The organism is Mycobacterium venezuelense (genome assembly GCF_054919535.1).
In genome coordinates this window covers 17,078-36,599 of the sequence record NZ_JBONDW010000032.1, presented here as the reverse complement: position 1 = coordinate 36,599, position 19,522 = coordinate 17,078, and the positions used below count along the sequence as shown (strand labels likewise).

The 19,522-nt window shown below is 67.0% G+C and carries 22 protein-coding genes and 1 tRNA gene; 17 read left to right on the top strand and 6 right to left on the bottom strand.

Annotated features, from left to right (window positions below; genetic code table 11):
- Nucleotides 1–11 precede the first annotated feature (11 nt).
- Genes ACRCUN_RS32365 through ACRCUN_RS32355 form a run of 3 tightly spaced genes read left to right on the top strand, consistent with a single transcriptional unit; the run spans nt 12 to nt 2,033 of the window.
- Nucleotides 12–716, top strand: a complete 705-nt coding sequence (locus ACRCUN_RS32365; RefSeq protein ID WP_462145693.1) for an HAD-IA family hydrolase — start codon at nt 12–14, stop codon at nt 714–716.
- A complete protein-coding gene (locus ACRCUN_RS32360) occupies nt 709–1,215 on the top strand; it encodes a low molecular weight protein-tyrosine-phosphatase (RefSeq protein ID WP_462145692.1) in 507 nt (168 codons plus the stop codon). The genes ACRCUN_RS32365 and ACRCUN_RS32360 overlap by 8 nt, the downstream gene beginning before the upstream one ends.
- The gene (locus ACRCUN_RS32355) at nt 1,215–2,033 is read left to right on the top strand and encodes an SURF1 family cytochrome oxidase biogenesis protein (RefSeq protein ID WP_462145691.1); all 819 of its coding nucleotides are present in this window, start codon (nt 1,215–1,217) and stop codon (nt 2,031–2,033) included. Before ACRCUN_RS32360 ends, ACRCUN_RS32355 begins: the two co-directional genes overlap by 1 nt.
- On the opposite strand, the gene ACRCUN_RS32350 is transcribed toward ACRCUN_RS32355, so the two are convergent.
- Nucleotides 1,987–2,943, bottom strand: a complete 957-nt coding sequence (locus tag ACRCUN_RS32350) for a cobalamin biosynthesis protein (protein WP_462145690.1) — start codon at nt 2,941–2,943, stop codon at nt 1,987–1,989. The genes ACRCUN_RS32355 and ACRCUN_RS32350 overlap by 47 nt on opposite strands.
- Nucleotides 2,944–2,979: 36 nt before the next feature.
- On the opposite strand from ACRCUN_RS32350, the gene ACRCUN_RS32345 reads away from it, so the two are divergent.
- The 7 genes from ACRCUN_RS32345 (at nt 2,980) to ACRCUN_RS32315 (ending at nt 7,152) form a co-directional block, all read left to right on the top strand.
- Nucleotides 2,980–3,807: an oxygenase MpaB family protein gene (locus ACRCUN_RS32345; protein WP_462145689.1), complete on the top strand. Its 828-nt coding sequence runs from the start codon at nt 2,980–2,982 to the stop codon at nt 3,805–3,807.
- Nucleotides 3,808–3,821: 14 nt separating this feature from the next.
- The gene (locus tag ACRCUN_RS32340; RefSeq protein ID WP_462145688.1) at nt 3,822–4,214 is read left to right on the top strand and encodes a VOC family protein; all 393 of its coding nucleotides are present in this window, start codon (nt 3,822–3,824) and stop codon (nt 4,212–4,214) included.
- Nucleotides 4,215–4,277: 63 nt separating this feature from the next.
- Nucleotides 4,278–4,832 carry a hypothetical protein gene (locus ACRCUN_RS32335; RefSeq protein WP_462145687.1) on the top strand — a complete coding sequence of 185 codons (555 nt, stop codon included), beginning with the start codon at nt 4,278–4,280 and terminating at the stop codon, nt 4,830–4,832.
- 83 nt (nt 4,833–4,915) lie between these two features.
- A complete protein-coding gene (locus ACRCUN_RS32330) occupies nt 4,916–5,407 on the top strand; it encodes an RNA polymerase sigma factor (RefSeq protein WP_462145686.1) in 492 nt (163 codons plus the stop codon).
- Complete coding sequence (locus tag ACRCUN_RS32325; RefSeq protein ID WP_462145685.1) at nt 5,404–5,967, top strand: methylated-DNA--[protein]-cysteine S-methyltransferase; 564 nt, start codon at nt 5,404–5,406, stop codon at nt 5,965–5,967. Before ACRCUN_RS32330 ends, ACRCUN_RS32325 begins: the two co-directional genes overlap by 4 nt.
- Nucleotides 5,964–6,677: a 2OG-Fe(II) oxygenase gene (locus tag ACRCUN_RS32320; protein WP_462145684.1), complete on the top strand. Its 714-nt coding sequence runs from the start codon at nt 5,964–5,966 to the stop codon at nt 6,675–6,677. Before ACRCUN_RS32325 ends, ACRCUN_RS32320 begins: the two co-directional genes overlap by 4 nt.
- 112 nt (nt 6,678–6,789) lie before the next feature.
- Nucleotides 6,790–7,152: a DUF6319 family protein gene (locus tag ACRCUN_RS32315; protein ID WP_462145714.1), complete on the top strand. Its 363-nt coding sequence runs from the start codon at nt 6,790–6,792 to the stop codon at nt 7,150–7,152.
- Between the two features lie 27 nt (nt 7,153–7,179).
- Here ACRCUN_RS32315 and ACRCUN_RS32310 read toward each other — a convergent pair.
- The 4 genes from ACRCUN_RS32310 to ACRCUN_RS32295 form a co-directional block, all read right to left on the bottom strand.
- Nucleotides 7,180–7,251, bottom strand: a tRNA-Val gene (locus tag ACRCUN_RS32310).
- 46 nt (nt 7,252–7,297) lie between these two features.
- Nucleotides 7,298–7,759, bottom strand: coding sequence for a peroxiredoxin (locus tag ACRCUN_RS32305; protein ID WP_462145713.1), 462 nt, complete (start codon nt 7,757–7,759; stop codon nt 7,298–7,300).
- A gap of 31 nt (nt 7,760–7,790) precedes the next feature.
- The gene (locus ACRCUN_RS32300) at nt 7,791–8,225 is read right to left on the bottom strand and encodes a DUF3052 domain-containing protein (RefSeq protein ID WP_462145683.1); all 435 of its coding nucleotides are present in this window, start codon (nt 8,223–8,225) and stop codon (nt 7,791–7,793) included.
- Between the two features lie 134 nt (nt 8,226–8,359).
- On the bottom strand, nt 8,360–8,941 hold the full coding sequence (locus ACRCUN_RS32295) for an Rv2240c family protein (RefSeq protein ID WP_462145682.1): 582 nt from the start codon (nt 8,939–8,941) through the stop codon (nt 8,360–8,362).
- Nucleotides 8,942–9,092: 151 nt separating this feature from the next.
- Between ACRCUN_RS32295 and aceE the strand changes: the two genes are divergently transcribed.
- The 7 genes from aceE to ACRCUN_RS32260 all read left to right on the top strand — a co-directional run bounded on the left by aceE (nt 9,093) and on the right by ACRCUN_RS32260 (nt 18,677).
- Entirely contained in the window at nt 9,093–11,882 is a 2,790-nt protein-coding gene (gene aceE / locus ACRCUN_RS32290; RefSeq protein ID WP_462145681.1) for a pyruvate dehydrogenase (acetyl-transferring), homodimeric type, read from the top strand.
- A gap of 42 nt (nt 11,883–11,924) precedes the next feature.
- Nucleotides 11,925–13,211 carry a PucR family transcriptional regulator gene (locus tag ACRCUN_RS32285; protein WP_462145680.1) on the top strand — a complete coding sequence of 429 codons (1,287 nt, stop codon included), beginning with the start codon at nt 11,925–11,927 and terminating at the stop codon, nt 13,209–13,211.
- Nucleotides 13,212–13,373: 162 nt separating this feature from the next.
- A complete protein-coding gene (locus ACRCUN_RS32280) occupies nt 13,374–14,282 on the top strand; it encodes an ACP S-malonyltransferase (protein WP_462145679.1) in 909 nt (302 codons plus the stop codon).
- 91 nt (nt 14,283–14,373) lie between these two features.
- Complete coding sequence (gene acpM / locus ACRCUN_RS32275; RefSeq protein WP_036443195.1) at nt 14,374–14,673, top strand: meromycolate extension acyl carrier protein AcpM; 300 nt, start codon at nt 14,374–14,376, stop codon at nt 14,671–14,673.
- Nucleotides 14,670–15,920, top strand: a complete 1,251-nt coding sequence (gene kasA / locus ACRCUN_RS32270) for a 3-oxoacyl-ACP synthase KasA (protein ID WP_462145678.1) — start codon at nt 14,670–14,672, stop codon at nt 15,918–15,920. The genes acpM and kasA overlap by 4 nt, the downstream gene beginning before the upstream one ends.
- Nucleotides 15,921–15,957: 37 nt before the next feature.
- Nucleotides 15,958–17,220, top strand: coding sequence for a 3-oxoacyl-ACP synthase KasB (gene kasB / locus ACRCUN_RS32265; RefSeq protein WP_067855241.1), 1,263 nt, complete (start codon nt 15,958–15,960; stop codon nt 17,218–17,220).
- A 32-nt stretch (nt 17,221–17,252) separates the two neighbouring features.
- Nucleotides 17,253–18,677 carry an acyl-CoA carboxylase subunit beta gene (locus ACRCUN_RS32260; protein ID WP_462145677.1) on the top strand — a complete coding sequence of 475 codons (1,425 nt, stop codon included), beginning with the start codon at nt 17,253–17,255 and terminating at the stop codon, nt 18,675–18,677.
- 57 nt (nt 18,678–18,734) lie between these two features.
- Here ACRCUN_RS32260 and ACRCUN_RS32255 read toward each other — a convergent pair whose 3' ends face one another.
- Complete coding sequence (locus ACRCUN_RS32255) at nt 18,735–19,484, bottom strand: SDR family oxidoreductase (RefSeq protein ID WP_462145676.1); 750 nt, start codon at nt 19,482–19,484, stop codon at nt 18,735–18,737.
- Nucleotides 19,485–19,522 lie beyond the last annotated feature (38 nt).

Here is a 19,522-nt window from a genome sequence, read left to right as displayed (position 1 = left end):
ACAATTGTGCTGTGACCGACGTTGAGACCAGCCCCGAGACCGGCGTAGTCAGCGAGCTGCCGCAGGGCACTCGGCCGCAGTTGGTGCTGTTCGACCTCGACGGCACCCTCACCGATTCGGCCGAGGGCATCGTGTCGAGTTTCCGGCATGCGCTGCGCGCCGTCGGCGCCGATGTGCCCGACGGTGACCTGGTCGGCCGCGTCGTCGGCCCGCCCATGCACTACACGCTGCGCGACATGGGCCTCGGCGAGCATGCCGATGCGGCCATTGCCGCATACCGCGCCGACTACACGAGCCGCGGCTGGGCGCTGAACAGCCTGTTCGACGGCATTCCGGCGCTACTGGCCGACCTGAGGGCGGCCGGGGTGCGGCTGGCCGTGGCCACCTCGAAGGCCGAGCCGACCGCCCGCCTCATCCTCGAGCACTTCGGGCTCGACGGGTACTTCGAGGTGATCGCGGGCGCGAGCCCGGATGGCACGCGCGCGGCGAAGGCCGACGTCGTGGCGCACGCGCTGGCCCAACTGCAGCCGCTGCCGGAACGGGTGCTGATGGTCGGTGACCGCGTGCACGACGTCGAGGGCGCCGCCGAGCACGGCATCGAAACCGTCGTGGTCGGCTGGGGCTACGGCACCGCTGACTTCGCCGGCCCGGCCGCCGTCGCCGCGCGCGCCCAGGTGCAGACCGTCGAGGCGTTGCGTGGGGTGCTCGGTGTCTGACCCACTACACGTGACGTTCGTCTGTTCCGGCAACATCTGCCGGTCGCCGATGGCCGAGAAGATGTTCGCGCACCAGATCAGCGAACGCGGGCTCGCCGACGCCGTCCGGGTGACGAGCGCCGGTACCGGAAGCTGGCATGCCGGTGACGGCGCCGACGCGCGCGCGTGCCTGGTCCTCACCGAACACGGCTATCCCAGCGAGCATCGCGCAGCTCAGGTCGACGACGATCATCTCGGCGCGGATCTGGTCGTCGCGCTTGGCCGCAACCACGCCAGGATCCTCGCCGACCTCGGGGTCGAACCGGACCGCCTGAGGATGCTGCGCTCGTTCGACCCGCGCTCGGGTGCACACACCCCCGACGTCGAAGACCCGTATTACGGCACGCGCGACGATTTCGAAGCGGTGTTCACCGTGATCGAGGCCGCCCTGCCCGGGCTGCACGACTGGGTCGACGCGGCGCTTGCGGCACGGGAGGACCCTCGAGGAATCATGGTGTGATGCGGCGTTTGAGTTTCCTGTTCCGGCCGCAGTGGCTGGCGTTGTTCGTCGTCGTGATCGCGTTCGCCTACCTGTGCTTCACGGTGCTCGCGCCGTGGCAGCTGGGCAAGAACACCAAGACATCGCGGGAGAACAACCAGATCGCGAACTCGCTGCAGGCCGATCCGGTGCCCGTGACCACGCTTCTCCCGCAACAGGATTCCGCGGCGCCCGATGACCAGTGGCGGCGCGTGACCGCCACCGGGCATTACCTGCCCGAGGCCGAGGTGGTGGCCCGGCTGCGGGTCATCGACGGCGATCCCGCGTACGAGGTCTTGACGCCGTTCGCCGTCGACGGGGGCCCGGTCGTGCTCGTGGACCGCGGCTACGTGAAACCTGAGGAGGGTTCGGGCGTCCCGCCCATCGCGGCCCCGCCCACCGGATCGGTGACGATCACCGCCCGCCTGCGGGATTCCGAGGCGATCGCCACCGGCAAGGAACCGTTCCGCACCGACGGTGTGCAGCAGGTGTATTCGATCAGCACGACCCAGATCGCCTCGGTGACGGGGGTGCCGCTGGCCGGTTCGTACCTTCAACTCGTTGGCGGCCAGCCGGGTGGGCTCGGCGAGATTCCGCTGCCCCACCTCGACGCGGGCCCGTTCCTGTCGTACGGCATCCAGTGGATCGCGTTCGGGATCGTCGCGCCGATCGGGTTGGGCTACTTCATCTATGCCGAGATCCAGCAGCGCAGACGCGAGCGCGCGGCCAAGCCCGGCCAACCGGACCGGCAACTCACGCCCGAGGAGAAGCTCGCCGACCGCTACGGCCGGCGGCACTGAGGGCTGCGGCCGCCACCGCCACCGCGGCCGCCGCGGCCTGGACCGCACGCGACAATCGCACCGCGCGGCCGACATCGACGACTTCGGGCACGCGCCCGTCGCCCAGAGTCGGGCGGATCTCCAGTTGATGCGCGTACTGCGTCGGGCCGCCGAGCCGCAGGCCCAGCGCCCCGGCGAACGCGGCCTCGGCCACACCGGCATTCGGACTGGGATGGCGCACCGCGTCACGTCGCCACGCGCGCAGCGCCGCCCCGGGTGAACCACCCACCACGGGTGCGCACGCCGCGACAAGCAGACCGGTCAACCGGGCCGGCACATAGTTCAAGACGTCATCGAAACGCGCCGCGGCCCAACCGAATCGGAGATAGCGCGGAGACCGGTGCCCGATCATCGCGTCCAGCGTGTTGGCTCCGCGGTACACCAGCACGCCAGGAACCCCCGCAACTGCGGCCCACACCAGCGGCGCCACCTGGGCGTCGGAGGTGTTCTCCGCGAGCGATTCCACCGTCGCGCGGGTGAGCCCGGCGGCATCCAGCGCGGCGGGATCCCGGCCGCACAGCGATGGCAACAGCCGACGGGCCCCGTCGAGATCGTCAGCCTCGAGCAGCGCCGCCATCTGACCGCCCACGCGATTCAGCGATGTGCCGCCGAGTGCGACGAACGTGGCCAACCCGGTCACCGATGCGGAGCGTCCCGCGGCCACGCCGAGCAAGGCCAGCCCGCTCAGCAGCAGTCCCGTGTGCAGAGCGCCCGCGCGGCGATTGTCGGCGTACGTCACACGCTCCAACCGGGTGGCGCCGGTCCCGAAGACCGCCACGGGGTGGCCGCGGCGCGGATCCCCCAGCAGCAGGTCGGCGACGTATCCGATGGCGATGCCGGCAGCCCGGACGCGACATGTCGGCTCAAACACCTCGGCAGCGTCTCACAAAGTGATCTACTCGAATTCATGAGGTTGGGTCCACCACGGCGGCCACGACGCGTAACCGATCTCCTCAACCCGGCGGCGGCGCTGTTGCCCGCGGCCAACGTCATCATGCAGTTGTCGGCGCCCGGCGTCGGCTACGGGGTGCTGGAAAGCCCGGTGGACAGCGGCAACGTCTACAAGCATCCGTTCAAGCGCGCGAGGACTACCGGTACGTACCTCGCCGCGGCCACACTCGGCACCGAAGCCGACCGTGCACTGATCCGCGACCAGGTCGACCGGGTCCATGCCCAGGTTCGGTCCACAGCCTCAAGCCCGGTGTCCTACAACGCTTTCGACCCTCGGCTGCAACTCTGGGTCGCGGCCTGCCTGTACCGCTACTACGTGGACATGCACGAGTATCTCTACGGCCCGCTCGACGACGTGTCGGCCGACGCGATCTACGCCGATGCCCGCACCCTCGGCACCACGCTGCAGGTGCGAAACGACATGTGGCCTGCGGACCGCGCCGCGTTCGACGTCTTCTGGAAAGAGTCACTCGAACATCTGCACATCGATCCGCCGGTACGCGAACATCTGCACGGAGTTGCCGCGATGGCGTTTCTGCCTGCACCGCTGCGGCTGCTCGCGGGCCGCTTCAACCTGTTCGCGACCACCGGATTTCTCCCCGACGAGTTCCGTGCCCATATGCGGATGACGTGGACGGCCGGCCAACAGCGGCGATTCGAGTGGCTGCTGGCGGCCCTGCGGATCGCCGATCGGGTGATCCCCCGCGACGTGTGGGTGCTCGGGTATCAGCTCTACCTCTGGGATATGCGAGCAAGGGCCCGCCGAGGAAAACGAGTCGTCTGAAACGGAAGGTAGATATGGCATTTCCCACCCTCAACCACGTCGCGGTCACTGTCCGCGACCTGTCGGTCAGCGGACCGTGGTATCGCGCACTTATCGGCACCGAACCGGTGCTCGACGAACGCACCGATGCCGGATTCCACCATCTGGTGTGGCTGCTCGACGGCGGCACCCTGTTCGGCATCCACCAGCACGACACCCCGGCGACCGACGAACAGTTCAGCGAGTTCCGGGTCGGCCTCGACCACGTCGGGTTCGGCTGTTCCTCGCGGGCCGATCTGGAGAAGTGGGTGAACCGGCTCGACGAACTCGGCATCGCCCACGGCGGAATCGTCGACGCCCCGTACGGTTCAGGGTTGAGCTTCCGGGATCCGGACGGCATCGCACTGGAGTTCTTCGCGGCGAGTTGATTTCCGGCTGTGCCCGCACTCGGCGCCGGTTCCGCCGCTAGGATCCGACGCGGAGGAACAACCGTGAAAAACGTCATCGTCGCGGTGACCGGCTCAATGGCGATCGGATTTGCGCTCGGCGGCATCAAGGCATCCGGTCCCGCGGCAGAGGTGCCGGCACCGCCGGTCCCGGTGCCTGGCCTCTACAGCGTCACAGAGAGCGCGGCCGACCACGCGTGGGATCCGTATGACTGGACGCTCACCGAGTGCGGACCGGAGTGCCTGCACGTACTGTCGCATTCCTCGGACGCGGGCTGGCAACTCGATCTGTCCTGGAGTCCCACCGCGGACGCAAATCGGGGTGCGTGGGTCGGTGAGCGCACCAACCCTGGCATGGCCTGCCGCGTTGGCACACCCGAAGAATTCCACACCGGGCCGTTCACCACGAAGTACTTCATCCGGCCTGACCTGACCGGGTTCGTCAATATGGGCTTTTCGCAAGACAATCCGTCGTGCTCGGGAGACACCGAGACGCGTAGCCGCAGCCTCATGCTCCAACGAGCACCGAGCATCTGGTCGCTGCCGACGATCGCACCGGTCCGCGAGCACACCCGCGGGGCAACCGAACTTCTCGTCTGAGCTCACATTCCCGGGCCCGTCCGCGTCTACCGGGTGAGAGTATTCGCGACAAGCAAGGAGCCGCCGATGGATTGCCGATACCCGTGAAGGCGCCATTCGAGAGCATCGTCAGCCGCCACGGCGCGACCGTATTGCGGGTGTGCACCTTTGTCCTCGGCCGGGTCGACGCCGAGGATGCCTGGTCGGACACCTTTTTGGCGGCGTTACGGGCCTATCCGGACCTGGCCGACGACGCCAACGTCGAAGCGTGGCTCGTGACGATCGCGCACCGCAAGTCCGTCGACATCATCCGGCGACGGCAGCGGGCGCCGGTCACGGTCAGTGAGCTTCCGGACCGGCCATCGCCGATCGGAGTGCCCGGCGAGGCCGACGACGAGCTCACCGAGGCCGTGAAAGCGCTTCCGCCGAAACAACGTCAGGCCGTCGCCTACCACTATCTGGTGGGTCTGCCCTACGCCGAGATCGCCGAGATCCTCGGCGGCTCGACAGCAGCGGCGCGCAAGGCCGCTTCCGACGGAATCGCGACACTACGAACGAAATACCCGGATGCGCTCACGGAAGGAGAGCACCCATGAACGACACCCTGGCACGTCTGCACGGCCGGCTCGAAGACGACGCGGCCGCGCACGGATTGCTCGATGTCGCCTACACCACGATCGACACGCCCGTCGGTCCGCTGTTGCTTGCCGCCACCGAGATCGGCCTCGTGCGAGTCGCCTACGACTCCGAGAACCACGACTCGGTGCTCGACGTGCTGGCGGCCAAGCTCAGCCCGCGAATCCTGCGCGCCCCGAAACGCCTTGACGCCGCGGCACGTGAGATCGACGAGTACTTCGCGGGCCGGCGCAGGAACTTCGACCTGCCGTTGGACTACTCGCTGTCGAGCGGGTTCCGTCAGCTCGTGCAACGCCAGCTGGCTCATATCCCCTACGGCCGCACCGAGTCCTACAAGACCGTCGCGCAGACCGTGGGGAATCCCAACGCCGTTCGTGCGGTCGGGACGGCGTGCGCGACCAATCCACTGCCCGTCGTGGTGCCGTGCCACCGCGTGCTGCGCTCCGACGGCAGCCTCGGCGGCTACATCGGCGGGCTGGGCGCCAAGACCACCCTGCTGGATTTGGAGCGGGCGGCATGACCGATCGATGGCAGAAACGGGTCGATTCCGGCGATTGGGATGCGATCACCGCCGAGGTCGACGAATTGGGCGGGGCACTGTTGCCGCGGTTGTTGACCGACGCCGAAACGCAACGCCTGCAGGCGATGTACGGCGACGACCATCGTTTCCGCAGCACGGTCGACATGGGCCGCCACCGCTTCGGCGAAGGCGAGTACCGCTACTTCGACCTGCCTTACCCGGAGCCCATCGAGCAGCTCAAGCAGGCGCTCTACCCCCGGCTGCTGCCGATCGCACGGGAGTGGTGGACCAGGCTCGGCCGGCGGCCACCGTGGCCCGACACGCTCGATGAGTGGCTGCAGATGTGCCACCGCGCAGGGCAAACCAAGCCGACGGCGATCCTGCTGCGCTATGCCGCACACGACTGGAATGCGTTGCACCGCGACCTGTACGGCGATCTCGTGTTCCCGCTGCAGGTCGTCATCAACCTCAACAAACCGGGCGAGCACTACACCGGCGGCGAGTTCCTGTTGCTCGAGCAACGGCCGCGAGCCCAGTCCCGGGGCACCGCAACGCAATTGCCCCACGGGCACGGCTACGTTTTCACCACCAGGGACCGTCCGGTGCGTTCTGCGCGGGGCTGGTCGGCGGCGCCGGTGCGTCACGGCGTTTCGGTGATCCGGTCGGGCGAGCGCACGACACTCGCACTGGTGTTCCACGACGCCGCATGAGAGAAGTGTCGAACGTGTGTTCTAATGAAGTTCACCGCCCGCCCACTGCGGCCGAACTTCAAAGGAGCTCACCGTGACGACGACTCTAGACACCCCGGCAGAAGTTTTGCACATCGACTCAGGCCTCGGCTCAGGCACTTCCGATACGCCTGCGCCCGCCGAGGAGACGGCGAAGAAGGCACCGGCCAAGAAGGCCGCGGGCAAGCGGACCAAGACCCTCGAGTTGACACTCACGGTCACCGGAACCGCCGACGGCGAATGGACCGCCGAGCTCAAACAGGGCACGACCTACCTCGCCCGCAATCTCGCGGTCGCGGCCGCGGCGGTTTCCCGCGCGGCCAAGGAGCTGCACGAGGATCTCTCCACCCCGATCGACGCGGTCATCGAGGAGGCACGCGCCCAGCAGGCCGCCAAGGTCGCCGCGCTCGAAGCCGAACTCGAAGCCGCGAAGAAGGCGCTCGCCGGCCTGGCCTGAACTGACGCGCCTACTGAAGGAACTGAGTGGGCGCGGACGGTATCGAACCGCCGACCGCTGGTGTGTAAAACCAGAGCTCTACCACTGAGCTACGCGCCCCGTCGCAGGCACGGTACACGGCCGTGCAGCCTGACCGGAAATCCGATCAGCTCCGCAGTGCCGCGAGTGCCTGCGTCCACACCTTCTGATCGCGAACCTGGCCGGGTTCCATCATCTCGGCAAACCGGATGGTCCCGGCCCGGTCGACCACGAACGTGCCGCGGTTGGGATACCCGGCATCGTCGTTGAACACGCCGTATGCCTGCGTGACCGCGCCGTGTGGCCAGAAGTCCGACAGGACCGGGAACGTGAATCCGCTTTCGATGGACCAGATCCGGTGGGTCGGCGGCGGGCCGACCGAGATCGCGACGACCGCCGAGTCGTCGTTCTCGTAGTTCGGCAGGTTGTCGCGGATCTCGCCGAGTTCACCCTCGCACACCCCGGTGAACGCCAGCGGGAAGAACACCAGCAGCACATCCTTGGTGCCCCGGTACCCGCTGAGGGTTACGGGCCTGCCGTTCTGGTCCCGCAGCGTGAAGTCGGGCGCAGAACTGCCGATGGCCAGCACTACGGCCGTCGGTTCTTCGCGCAAGCGCTCATCACTGCCGTTTCCCGGCGGCCTTCGACTTCGGCTGCACCAGCCGGCTGGCCGTCCAGTCGCCCAGTTTGGCCTGCGACGTCTGCATCAGCCCGGCCGTCGGGGCCGACTCGGCGATCTCGGCAGGCTGGACGTGCCCGGGCTTGCCGGTCTTCGGAGTCACCACCCAGATCACGCCGTCCTCGGCGAGTGGGGTGATGGCGTCCATCAACCGGTCGACCAGATCGCCGTCGCCGTCGCGCCACCAGAGCAACACGACGTCGACAACTTCGTCCGCATCTTCGTCGAGCAGCTCCGAGCCGCACGCGTCTTCGATGTCGGCCCGGATGTCGTCGTCGGTATCCTCGTCCCAGCCCAACTCCTGGACAACCTGATCGTTCTCGATGCCCAATATTTGGGCGTAGTTCGGGTCAGAGTCCTTCCCCGCCGCGACCACCGTCGGTCCTCCTTCGCCTTTCAAGCCTTTTCCAAAGCCTTGTCGTTGCTCAGCTCATATGTGCATGTGGGCCTTATCGTCGCACGCCGGTGTGCAAGTGCGTGTCTTCGGCGGTCAGGTTTGTCCCTGCGCCGTCAATACGCGGCATCGCATCGGTCCAGTGCGGTCGTCCGTGCGGTGTTGGACCGCTCCGACGCGGCGTTGAACACGTCCGGTCCGGCATTGCCGGAAATGGCGGCAGCAACCGCCCGCACGGCGTCCACCCATTCCGTCAATGCACCGCTCAGGTCGGGTGACAGCGCCTCGGAGATGCCCGAACTCACCAGATCAGCGCTGCGATTGAGCGCGTCGACCGCGGGCCCGGCTTTCGCCTGCACATCGGGAGCGTTGTTGTTGACGGCTTCGATATAGACATTCACTGCGTCGACCGCGTCGACCGATGACGTGCTCAGGTCCTCGCATACGGTGTGCACGGCCTTCGTCGTCAGCGACGCCTGGCGCTCCGACTCACGAACCGCCGAACTTGACTCCGACGCCTCGACCGAGGCAGAAACCGAAGCCCGGTAATCGGGTGCGGCCTCGGAGTCGACCTGCGCGGTTCCGTCCGTGACGGACGTGCATCCGACGACCACCATCGCGGTGACCGCGACGCCACCGAGCGCGGACGCGGCAAGCTTCAGCCCCGCTCTGGACCCCGCCCCAAACTGCCAACCCATCGGCACGATCTGCAGACGTTACCGGTTCTTCACCGTTCCGACCGCTTCATTCCACTCTCCACCCCCAGCGAAGCAGATGCGGCACGATAGGTGGACGATAGAGGGTGCCACAAGCACACATCAGTTGTAACCGCCTAACAAGGAGCGGAAGTTGACCACCGAGTTCGTGCGCCAGGATCTGGCCCAAAACTCCAGCACCGCAGCAGAACCCGACCGGGTCCGGGTGATCCGCGAGGGTGTCGCCTCATACCTGCCCGACATCGACACCGACGAAACCACCGAGTGGCTCGAATCGTTCGACGAATTGCTCGAGCGCTCAGGCCCGGCGCGGGCGCGGTATCTGATGTTGCGACTGCTGGAGCGTGCCGGTGAGCAGCGGGTGTCCATCCCGGCGCTGACGTCTACCGACTACGTCAACACGATTCCGACTGAACTCGAGCCCTGGTTCCCCGGCGACGAGGACGTCGAGCGACGCTACCGCGCGTGGATCCGGTGGAACGCCGCGATCATGGTTCACCGCGCACAGCGCCCGGGAGTCGGTGTGGGCGGCCACATTTCGACCTACGCATCGTCAGCCGCGCTCTACGAGGTCGGCTTCAACCACTTCTTCCGCGGCAAATCCCACCCGGGCGGCGGGGACCAGGTGTTCATCCAGGGCCACGCCTCCCCCGGCATCTATGCCCGCGCGTTCCTCGAAGGCCGGTTGACGGCCGACCAACTGGATGGTTTCCGCCAGGAACACAGCCATCCCGGCGGCGGCCTGCCCTCCTACCCGCACCCGCGGTTGATGCCGGACTTCTGGGAATTCCCGACGGTGTCGATGGGGCTTGGCCCGATGAACGCCATCTACCAGGCCCGGTTCAACCACTACCTGCATGACCGCGGTCTCAAGGACACCTCGGATCAGCACGTCTGGGCATTCCTCGGCGACGGCGAGATGGACGAGCCGGAAAGCCGCGGCCTTGCCCACATGGCCGCGCTCGAGGGCCTCGACAACCTGACCTTCGTGGTGAACTGCAACCTGCAGCGTCTCGACGGTCCGGTGCGCGGCAACGGCAAGATCATCCAGGAGCTGGAGTCGTTCTTCCGCGGCGCGGGCTGGAACGTCATCAAGGTGGTCTGGGGCCGCGAGTGGGACGCGCTGCTGCACGCCGACCGCGACGGCGCCCTGGTGAACCTGATGAACTCGACGCCGGACGGCGACTACCAGACCTACAAGGCCAACGACGGCGCCTACGTCCGCGATCACTTCTTCGGCCGTGATCCGCGCACCAAGGCGCTCGTGGAGCCGATGACCGACCAGGAGATCTGGAACCTCAAGCGCGGCGGCCACGACTACCGCAAGGTGTATGCCGCCTACCGGGCCGCCATGGAGCACAAGGGCCAGCCCACGGTGATCCTGGCCAAGACCATCAAGGGCTACACGCTGGGCCATCACTTCGAGGGCCGCAACGCCACCCACCAGATGAAAAAGCTTGCCCTGCAAGATCTCAAGGACTTCCGCGACGTCACCCGCGTTCCGGTCTCCGATGCGCAGCTCGAGGAAGATCCCTACCTGCCGCCGTACTACCACCCGGGGCCGGAGGCACCCGAGATCCGCTACCTGCTGGAGCGCCGCCGGGCCCTCGGCGGGTTCCTGCCGTCGCGGCGCACGAAGTCCACGCCGTTGCCGCTACCCGGCACCGACACCTACAAGGCGTTGAAGAAGGGTTCTGGCACGCAGGCGGTCGCGACCACCATGGCCACGGTGCGTACGTTCAAAGAACTGTTGCGGGACAAGAACATCGGGCCGCGGCTGGTGCCGATCATCCCCGACGAGGCGCGCACGTTCGGTATGGACTCGTGGTTCCCGAGCCTCAAGATCTACAACCGCAACGGCCAGCTCTACACCGCGGTGGACTCCGAGCTCATGCTCGCCTACAAGGAGAGCGAAGTCGGCCAGATCCTGCACGAGGGCATCAACGAGGCGGGGTCGACCGCGTCGTTCACCGCGGTCGGCACGTCGTACTCGACCCACAACGAGCCGATGATCCCGATCTACATCTTCTACTCGATGTTCGGGTTCCAGCGCACCGGCGACGGGCTGTGGGCCGCGGCCGACCAGATGGCCAAGGGCTTCGTCCTCGGTGCCACCGCCGGTCGCACCACGCTGACCGGCGAGGGTCTGCAGCACGCCGACGGGCATTCGCTGCTGCTGGCGTCGACCAACCCGGCTGCGGTGACCTATGACCCGGCCTTCGCCTACGAGATCGCCTACATCATCGAAAGCGGCTTGAACCGCATGTACGGCGAGCACCCGGAGAACATCTTCTTCTACCTCACCATCTACAACGAGCCCTACGTCCAGCCCGCCCAACCCGAAGGTCTCGACGTCGAGGCCCTGCTGCGCGGCATGTACCGCTACCGCAAGGCCGGCGAGAAGCGCACGAACGTCGCGCAGATCCTGGCGTCGGGTGTGTCGATGCCCGAAGCGCTGCGGGCCGCCGACCTGCTGGCCGAGCACTGGGACGTCGCGGCCGACGTGTGGTCGGTGACGAGCTGGGGTGAGCTCAACCGCCAGGGCGTCGAGATCGAGAAGCACCGGCTGCGTCATCCCGACGAGCCCGCCCCGACGCCGCACGTGACCAGCGCCCTGGCCGACGCAGCCGGCCCGGTGGTCGCGGTGTCGGACTGGATGCGGGCGGTCCCGGAGCAGATCCGGCCGTGGGTGCCCGGCACCTACATCACGCTCGGCACCGACGGCTTCGGCTTCTCCGACACCCGGCCCGCCGCGCGTCGGTATTTCAACACCGACGCCGAGTCGGTGGTGGTGGCGGTGCTCGAAGGCCTGGCTCGCGACGGCGAGATCGACCCGTCCGTGGCGGTCGCGGCGGCCAAGCAGTACCGGATCGACGATGTGGCAGCCGCCGAGGTGTCATTCGTCGACACCGGCAGCGCCTAGCTATTGGAGGAATCCACCAGAAACAAGGCGTAGCTTTTAGGGATGACCGACAATCGGTTCGTTCCGCCGAAGTCCACCGTCGAGGTTCTGGAAAATGTGCCCGACTCGGTGTTGCGCCGGCTCAAGCAGTACTCCGGCCGGCTCGCCACCGAGGCGGTGCACGCCATGCAGGACCGGTTGCCGTTCTTCGCCGATCTCGATGCGTCTCAGCGCGCGAGCGTGCAGCTGGTCGTGCAGACGGCGGTGGTGAACTTCGTCGAGTGGATGCGCGATCCGCAGAGCGACGTCAGCTACACCGCGCAGGCCTTCGAGGTGGTACCCCAAGACCTGCGGCGGCGGGTCGCGCTGCGGCAGTCGGTCGAGATGGTGCGCACGACCATGGAGTTCTTCGAGGAGGTCGTGCCACTGCTGGCCCGCTCCGAGGAGCAGCTCACGGCGCTGACGGCCGGAATTCTGCGCTACAGCCGCGATCTGGCGTTCGCGGCCGCGAGCGCCTACGCCGATCAGGCCGAGGCCCGCGGCGCGTGGGACATCCGCATGGAGGCCAACATCGTCGACGCGGTGGTCCGCGGCGACACGGGTACCGAGCTGCAGTCACAGGCGGCCGCCCTGAACTGGGATGCCACCGCGCCCGCGACGGTGATCGTGGGGCTGCCCCGCCCGGACCGCATCGACCTTGTGCGTGACGACGTGCACGACGTGGTGCAGCGCAACGACCGGGCCGCACTGTCGGACGTGCACGGCACGTGGCTCGTGGCGATCGTGTCCGGCCCGCTCTCGGCAACCGACCGGTTCCTGGCCGAATTGTTGACGGTTTTCGCCGACGGCCCCGTGGTCATCGGTCCGACGACGCCGACGCTGACGTCTGCGCACCGCAGCGCCACCGAGGCCATCTCCGGCATGAACGCGGTGGCCGGATGGACGGGGGCACCCCGGCCGGTGTCGGCCCGCGAGCTCTTACCGGAACGGGCGCTCATGGGCGACGCGACCGCGATCGCCGCGCTGGAGGCCGAGGTCATGCGGCCGCTGGCCGATGCGGGACCGGCGTTGACCGAGACTCTCGACGCCTATCTGGACTCCGGCGGCGCCATCGAAGCTTGCGCACGCAAATTGTTCGTTCATCCAAACACCGTGCGGTACCGGCTGAAACGAATCGCCGACTTCACCGGACGTGATCCCGCAATGCCGCGCGACGCCTATGTGCTGCGCGTGGCCGCCACCGTTGGCCGCCTGAGCAAACACGCATACCAGTCGAGCACGTCAAACAGCGCATTGAACGCAGTACCGGCGATTCGTCCCGCCGCCGGCGGAAGCCTGCGCCCGCGCTAGCGCCACTGCCAGGCAGGTCACAGGTCGCGCTGCGGTATCGGCCATGTCGCATCACATGCACTTTTGTGGACAACCTACAAAAACATAAGACAAGGTTCATAATCTCTTACACCGCGCAAAACCATCTTCACAGTGTTCTCTTAATGAGTGCCTCAAGGACCGATGCTCGCATTGCTTGCGCCCGGACAGGGCTCACAGACACCCGGCATGCTCGCCCCGTGGCTGGAGCTTGCCGGTGCCGCTGACCGTCTCGCGACGTGGTCGCAGATCAGCGGCCTTGACCTGACGCGCCTCGGCACCACCGCCACGGCCGAGGAGATCACCGACACCGCGGTCACGCAACCTCTCGTGGTCGCGGCGACGCTGCTGGCCCACGAAGAACTGACCCGCCGCGGCCTGGTGAACCAGGCAGACGTCGTCGCCGCCGGCCACTCCGTCGGTGAGATCGCCGCATACGCGATCGCCGGCGTCATCTCCGCCGACGACGCGGTCAAGCTGGCCGCCACCCGCGGTGCCGAGATGGCCAAGGCCTGCGCGATCGAGCCGACCGGCATGTCGGCGGTCCTCGGCGGTGACGAGGCCTCCGTACTTGAAGCGCTGGCCCGCCTCGACCTGGTGCCCGCGAACCGCAACGCCGCCGGCCAGATCGTCGCCGCGGGCGCGATCGCGGCCCTCGAGAAGCTGGCCGAGGATCCGCCGGCCAAGGCGAGGGTTCGACAGTTGGCCACCGCGGGCGCGTTCCACACCCACTACATGGCCTCCGCTCTTGACGGTTACGCCGCGGCAGCCCAGTCTGTAACGACGGCCGAGCCGACGGCGACACTCCTGTCGAATGCCGACGGGCAGCCGGTCTCATCGGCGGCTGATGCCATGGAGAAGCTCGTGGCCCAGCTGACCAAACCCGTGCGTTGGGATCTGTGCACTGCGACGCTGCGCGACCGTGCCGTCACGGGAATCGTCGAGTTCCCGCCGGCGGGCACGCTGGTCGGAATCGCCAAGCGCGAGCTGAAGGGCACCCCGACGCGTGCGGTCAAGTCCCCCGCAGACCTGGATGGCCTGGACGAGCTCTAGGCCGCCGACAACCACATACGCACAACCGAAGAACGTCAGGAATAGCGCTCTCCGCATCCGGAGTGCGTCTCAACAACAAGAAGGAGCCATCGTGCCCGCCAGTCAGGAAGAAATCATCGCCGGTCTCGCCGAGATCATCGAAGAGGTCACCGGCATCGAGCCGTCCGAGGTGACCCCCGAGAAGAGCTTCGTCGACGACCTGGACATCGACTCGCTGTCGATGGTTGAGATCGCGGTTCAGACCGAGGACAAGTACGGCGTGAAGATCCCCGACGAGGATCTGGCCGGGCTGCGCACCGTGGGCGACGTGGTTGCCTACATCCAGAAGCTCGAGGAAGAGAACCCCGAGGCCGCTGCTGCCCTGCGTGAGAAGTTCGCGGCAGACCAGTGACCAGGCCTTCCACTGCCAACGGCGGTTACCCCAATGTTGTGGTAACCGCCGTCACGGCGACGACCGCGCTCGCGCCGGACATCGAGAGCACGTGGAAGGGTCTGCTGGCAGGCGAGAGCGGTATCCGCGTCCTCGAGGACGAGTTCGTCACCAAGTGGGACCTGCCGGTTCGCATCGGCGGGCACCTCGTGGATTCGATCGACGATCACATGACCCGGTTGGACATGCGCCGCATGTCCTACGTCCAGCGCATGTCGAAGTTCCTCAGCAAGCAGCTCTGGGAGAACGCCGGCACTCCTGAGGTCGACCCCGATCGCTTCGCTGTCGTGATCGGCACCGGTCTCGGTGGTGGCGAGAAGATCGTCGAGACCTACGACGCGATGAACGAAGGCGGCCCCCGCAAGGTGTCGCCGCTGGCTGTTCAGATGATCATGCCCAACGGTGCCGCCGCGGTTGCCGGTCTTGAGCTCGGCGCCCGCGCCGGGGTCATCACGCCGGTGTCGGCCTGCTCGTCGGGTTCGGAGGCCATCGCCCACGCATGGCGCCAGATCGTCATGGGTGACGCCGACTTTGCCGTCTGCGGCGGCGTCGAAGGCGGTATCGAGGCGCTGCCCATCGCGGCGTTCTCGATGATGCGCGCGATGAGCACCCGCAACGACGATCCGGCAGGCGCATCGCGGCCGTTCGACAAGGACCGCGACGGGTTCGTGTTCGGCGAGGCCGGCGCGTTGATGATCATCGAAACCGAGGAGCACGCCAAGGCTCGTGGCGCCAAGCCGCTGGCCCGGCTCATGGGTGCGGGCATCACCTCGGACGCGTTCCACATGGTGGCTCCGGCTGCCGATGGTTTGCGGGCCGGCCAGGCGATGAAGCGGGCAATGGAGACCGCGGGACTCGATCCCAAGGACATCGCCCACGTCAACGCCCACGCCACGGCAACTCCGATCGGTGACACCGCCGAGGCGAACGCCATCCGCGTCGCCGGTGTGGAACATGCCGCGGTGTACGCCCCGAAGTCCGCGCTCGGCCACTCCATCGGTGCGGTCGGTGCACTCGAGTCGGTGCTCACGGTGCTGTCGCTGCGCGACGGTGTCATCCCACCGACGCTGAACTACGAAACCCCCGATCCCGAGATCGATCTCGATGTTGTTGCGGGCGAGCCTCGTTATGGCGAATACCAGTACGCCATCAACAACTCGTTCGGGTTCGGTGGGCACAATGTCGCACTAGCGTTTGGTCGGTACTGAGGGAAACGCTATCCAGAGAGGAAGCATCGGAGCAGTAATGGCAGGTCTGACGGGATTATCCACCGGGAACGGCTTTCCCGACGTGGTCGTCACCGGCATCGCCATGACGACCGCCCTGGCTACCGACGCGGACAGCACGTGGAAGAAGTTGCTGGACGGGCAGAGTGGCATTCGCAAGCTCGAGGATCCATTCGTCGAGCAGTACGATCTGCCGGTTCGGATCGGGGGGCACCTTCTTGAGGAGTTCGACCACGAGCTGACGCGTGTCGAGCTCCGACGGCTGTCTTATCTGCAGCGCATGTCGACCGTGCTGAGCCGCCGGGTCTGGAAGGACGCCGGCGACCCCGAGGTGGATCCCAAGCGCTTGATGGTGTCGATCGGCACCGGCATGGGTTCCACCGAGGAGCTGGTCTTCAGCTACGACGGCATGCGGGCGAAGGGCCTCAAGGCCGTGTCGCCGCTCGCTGTTCAGATGTACATGCCCAATGCGGCCGCCGCGGCGGTCGGTCTGGAACGCAAGGCCCGGGCCGGGGTCATCACCCCGGTTTCGGCCTGTGCATCCGGTTCTGAGGGCATCGCCCAGGCGTGGCGCAACATCGTGCTCGGCGAGGCCGACATCGCGATCTGCGGTGGTGTCGAGACGAAGATCGAGGCAGTGCCGATCGCCGGGTTCGCCCAGATGCGCATCGTGCTGTCGACCACCAACGACGATCCGGCGGGCGCGTGCCGTCCGTTCGACCGGGACCGCAACGGCTTCGTGTTCGGCGAAGGCGGCGCGCTGCTGGTCATCGAGACCGAGGAGCACGCCAAGGCCCGCGGTGCGCACATCTACGCCCGGCTGATGGGTGCAGGCATCACCTCGGACGGCTACCACATCGTGGCGCCGGATCCCAACGGTGAGCAGGCCGGTCACGCCATGACCCGCGCCATTCAGCTGGCGGGTCTGCAGCCCAAGGACATCGACCATGTCAACGCGCATGCCACCGGCACCAGCGTCGGCGACGTGGCCGAGGGTAAGGCGATCAACAACGCGATGGGTGGCCACAAGCCGGCGGTCTATGCACCCAAGTCTGCGCTCGGCCATTCGGTCGGCGCGGTCGGTGCCGTCGAGTCCATCCTGACGGTCCTGGCGTTGCGGGACGGCATCATCCCGCCGACGCGCAACCTGCGCAACCTCGATCCGGAGATCGATCTGGACGTGGTCGCCGGGGAGCCGCGCCAGGGCGATTTCAAATACGCGATCAACAATTCGTTCGGATTCGGTGGGCACAACGTCGCGCTCGCCTTCGGAAAGTACTGATACCCCAGCGCTTTCCGCCAAAGGAGGTTTGTATGACGATCATGGCCCCCGAGGCTGTCGGCGAATCGCTCGACCCTCGCGATCCGCTGCTGCGGCTGTCCACGTTCTTCGATGACGGAAGCGTCGAGCTGCTGCACGAGCGGGACCGCTCGGGTGTGCTGGCTGCCGCCGGAACCGTCAACGGTGTTCGCACGGTCGCCTTCTGCACCGACGGGACCGTGATGGGCGGTGCGATGGGAGTCGAAGGCTGCGCCCACATCGTCAACGCCTATGACACCGCCATCGAGGAGCAGAGCCCGATCGTGGGTATCTGGCACTCGGGCGGCGCGCGGCTGGCCGAGGGCGTCAAGGCGCTCCACGCGGTGGGCCTGGTCTTCGAGGCCATGATCCGGGCGTCCGGCTACATCCCGCAGATCTCGGTGGTCGTCGGCTTCGCGGCGGGCGGCGCGGCCTACGGGCCCGCGCTGACCGACGTGATCGTGATGGCTCCGGACAGCAAGGTGTTCGTCACCGGGCCCGACGTCGTCCGCAGCGTGACCGGTGAGGACGTCGACATGGTGTCCCTCGGCGGTCCGGAGGCCCACCACAAGAAGTCCGGTGTGTGCCACATCGTCGCCGACGACGAGCTCGACGCCTACGAGCGCGGCCGCCGCCTGGTCGGGTTGTTCTGCCAGCAGGGCCATTTCGATCGCACCAAGGCCGAGGCGGGCGATTCCGATCTGCATGCGCTGCTGCCGGAGTCGGCACGGCGGGCCTATGACGTGCACCCGCTCGTGACGGCTCTGCTCGACGAGGGCGTGCCGTTCGAGGAGTTCCAGGCCAAGTGGGCGCCGTCGATCGTCGTCGGGCTGGGCCGGCTGGCCGGCCGCACCGTCGGCGTGATCGCCAACAACCCGCTGCGCCTCGGCGGCTGCCTCAACTCCGAGAGTGCCGAGAAGTCAGCACGTTTCGTGCGGTTGTGCGACGCGTTCGGCATTCCGCTCGTGGTCATCGTCGACGTGCCCGGCTACCTGCCCGGTGTCGACCAGGAGTGGGGCGGTGTGGTGCGCCGCGGCGCCAAGCTGCTGCACGCGTTTGGCGAGTCGACGGTCCCGCGCGTCACGCTGGTGACCCGCAAGATCTACGGCGGTGCCTACATCGCGATGAATTCGCGCTCACTCAACGCCACCAAGGTGTTCGCGTGGCCGGATGCCGAGGTCGCGGTGATGGGCGCCAAGGCCGCCGTCGGCATTCTGCACAAGAAGAAGCTGGCCGCCGTTTCCGATCCCGCAGAGCGTGAGGCACTGCACGAGGAGCTCGCGATCGAGCACGAGAAGATCGCGGGCGGTGTGGATTCCGCGATCGAGATCGGTGTTGTCGACGAGAAGATCGACCCGGCACACACCCGCAGCAAGCTGACTCAGGCGCTGGCCGAGGCACCGGCCCGCCGCGGTCGTCACAAGAACATCCCGCTGTAATCGTTCGGCATTCGCGAAACGCCCCGTCGTGAGACGGGGCGTTTCGTGTGTCCGGGGTCAGCGGGTGGTGTAGCCGCCGTTGGCGAAGATGGTCTGGCCGTTGATCCAGTGGCCTTCATCGGTCAGGAACACCACAAGCGGCGCGATGTCGGTGATGTCGGTCAACCGGTTGCCCATCCCCTGCGACTTGTGGAACTCGACGCGTTCCGGGGTCTCCTGCGGGTAGAAGAACGGCGTATCCATCGGCCCTGGCGCGACGTTGTTGACGTTGATGCCGCGAACCCCGAACTCCTTCGAGGCCGCGCGGGTGAAGTGCTCGACCGGGCTCTTGGAGCCGGCGTAGGTGGAATACCCGTCGGTGTAGGCCGCGAGCAGCGCGGTCACGATGGTGACGATGGATCCGTTGTCGTTGAGCCGCGTGCCCGCCTGTTGCAGGAAGAAGTATGCCGCCTTGGCGTTGATGTCGAACATCGAATCGTATTCGGCCTCACTGGTTTCGGCGATCGGCTTGCGCAGCACCTTGCCGACGGTGTTGACCGCGATGTCGACGCTGCCGAACGCGTCGATCGCGGTGTCGAACAGCTTCTCGACGTTGGCCGCCACGGTCAGGTCCCCCTGCACCTTGACGGCCTTGACGCCCGCGGCCTGCACTGCGGCGACGGTCTTGTCGGCGTCCGGCTCGGAGGATGCGCTGTTGTAGTGAACCGCGACATTGACACCCCGCGAAGCCAATGTCGTGCTGATCAACCCGCCGAGGTTCTTCGCCCCCGCAGCAACTACCGCAGATTTCCCTTCAAGTTTGCTCATGCCTCGACGCTAACGATCCGACCGACAAATGAAAAACG

What these genes read in the sequence shown, in the direction of transcription:
- ACRCUN_RS32355 (WP_462145691.1), top strand. Translation starts at nt 1,215, where the DNA reads ATGCGGCGTTTGAGTTTCCTGTTCCGGCCGCAGTGGCTGGCGTTGTTC.
- ACRCUN_RS32345 (WP_462145689.1), top strand. Translation starts at nt 2,980, where the DNA reads ATGAGGTTGGGTCCACCACGGCGGCCACGACGCGTAACCGATCTCCTC.
- ACRCUN_RS32340 (WP_462145688.1), top strand. Translation starts at nt 3,822, where the DNA reads ATGGCATTTCCCACCCTCAACCACGTCGCGGTCACTGTCCGCGACCTG.
- ACRCUN_RS32325 (WP_462145685.1), top strand. Translation starts at nt 5,404, where the DNA reads ATGAACGACACCCTGGCACGTCTGCACGGCCGGCTCGAAGACGACGCG.
- ACRCUN_RS32320 (WP_462145684.1), top strand. Translation starts at nt 5,964, where the DNA reads ATGACCGATCGATGGCAGAAACGGGTCGATTCCGGCGATTGGGATGCG.
- ACRCUN_RS32295 (WP_462145682.1), bottom strand. Translation starts at nt 8,941, where the DNA reads ATGGGTTGGCAGTTTGGGGCGGGGTCCAGAGCGGGGCTGAAGCTTGCC.
- ACRCUN_RS32285 (WP_462145680.1), top strand. Translation starts at nt 11,925, where the DNA reads ATGACCGACAATCGGTTCGTTCCGCCGAAGTCCACCGTCGAGGTTCTG.
- ACRCUN_RS32280 (WP_462145679.1), top strand. Translation starts at nt 13,374, where the DNA reads ATGCTCGCATTGCTTGCGCCCGGACAGGGCTCACAGACACCCGGCATG.
- kasB (WP_067855241.1), top strand. Translation starts at nt 15,958, where the DNA reads ATGGCAGGTCTGACGGGATTATCCACCGGGAACGGCTTTCCCGACGTG.
- ACRCUN_RS32260 (WP_462145677.1), top strand. Translation starts at nt 17,253, where the DNA reads ATGACGATCATGGCCCCCGAGGCTGTCGGCGAATCGCTCGACCCTCGC.
- ACRCUN_RS32255 (WP_462145676.1), bottom strand. Translation starts at nt 19,484, where the DNA reads ATGAGCAAACTTGAAGGGAAATCTGCGGTAGTTGCTGCGGGGGCGAAG.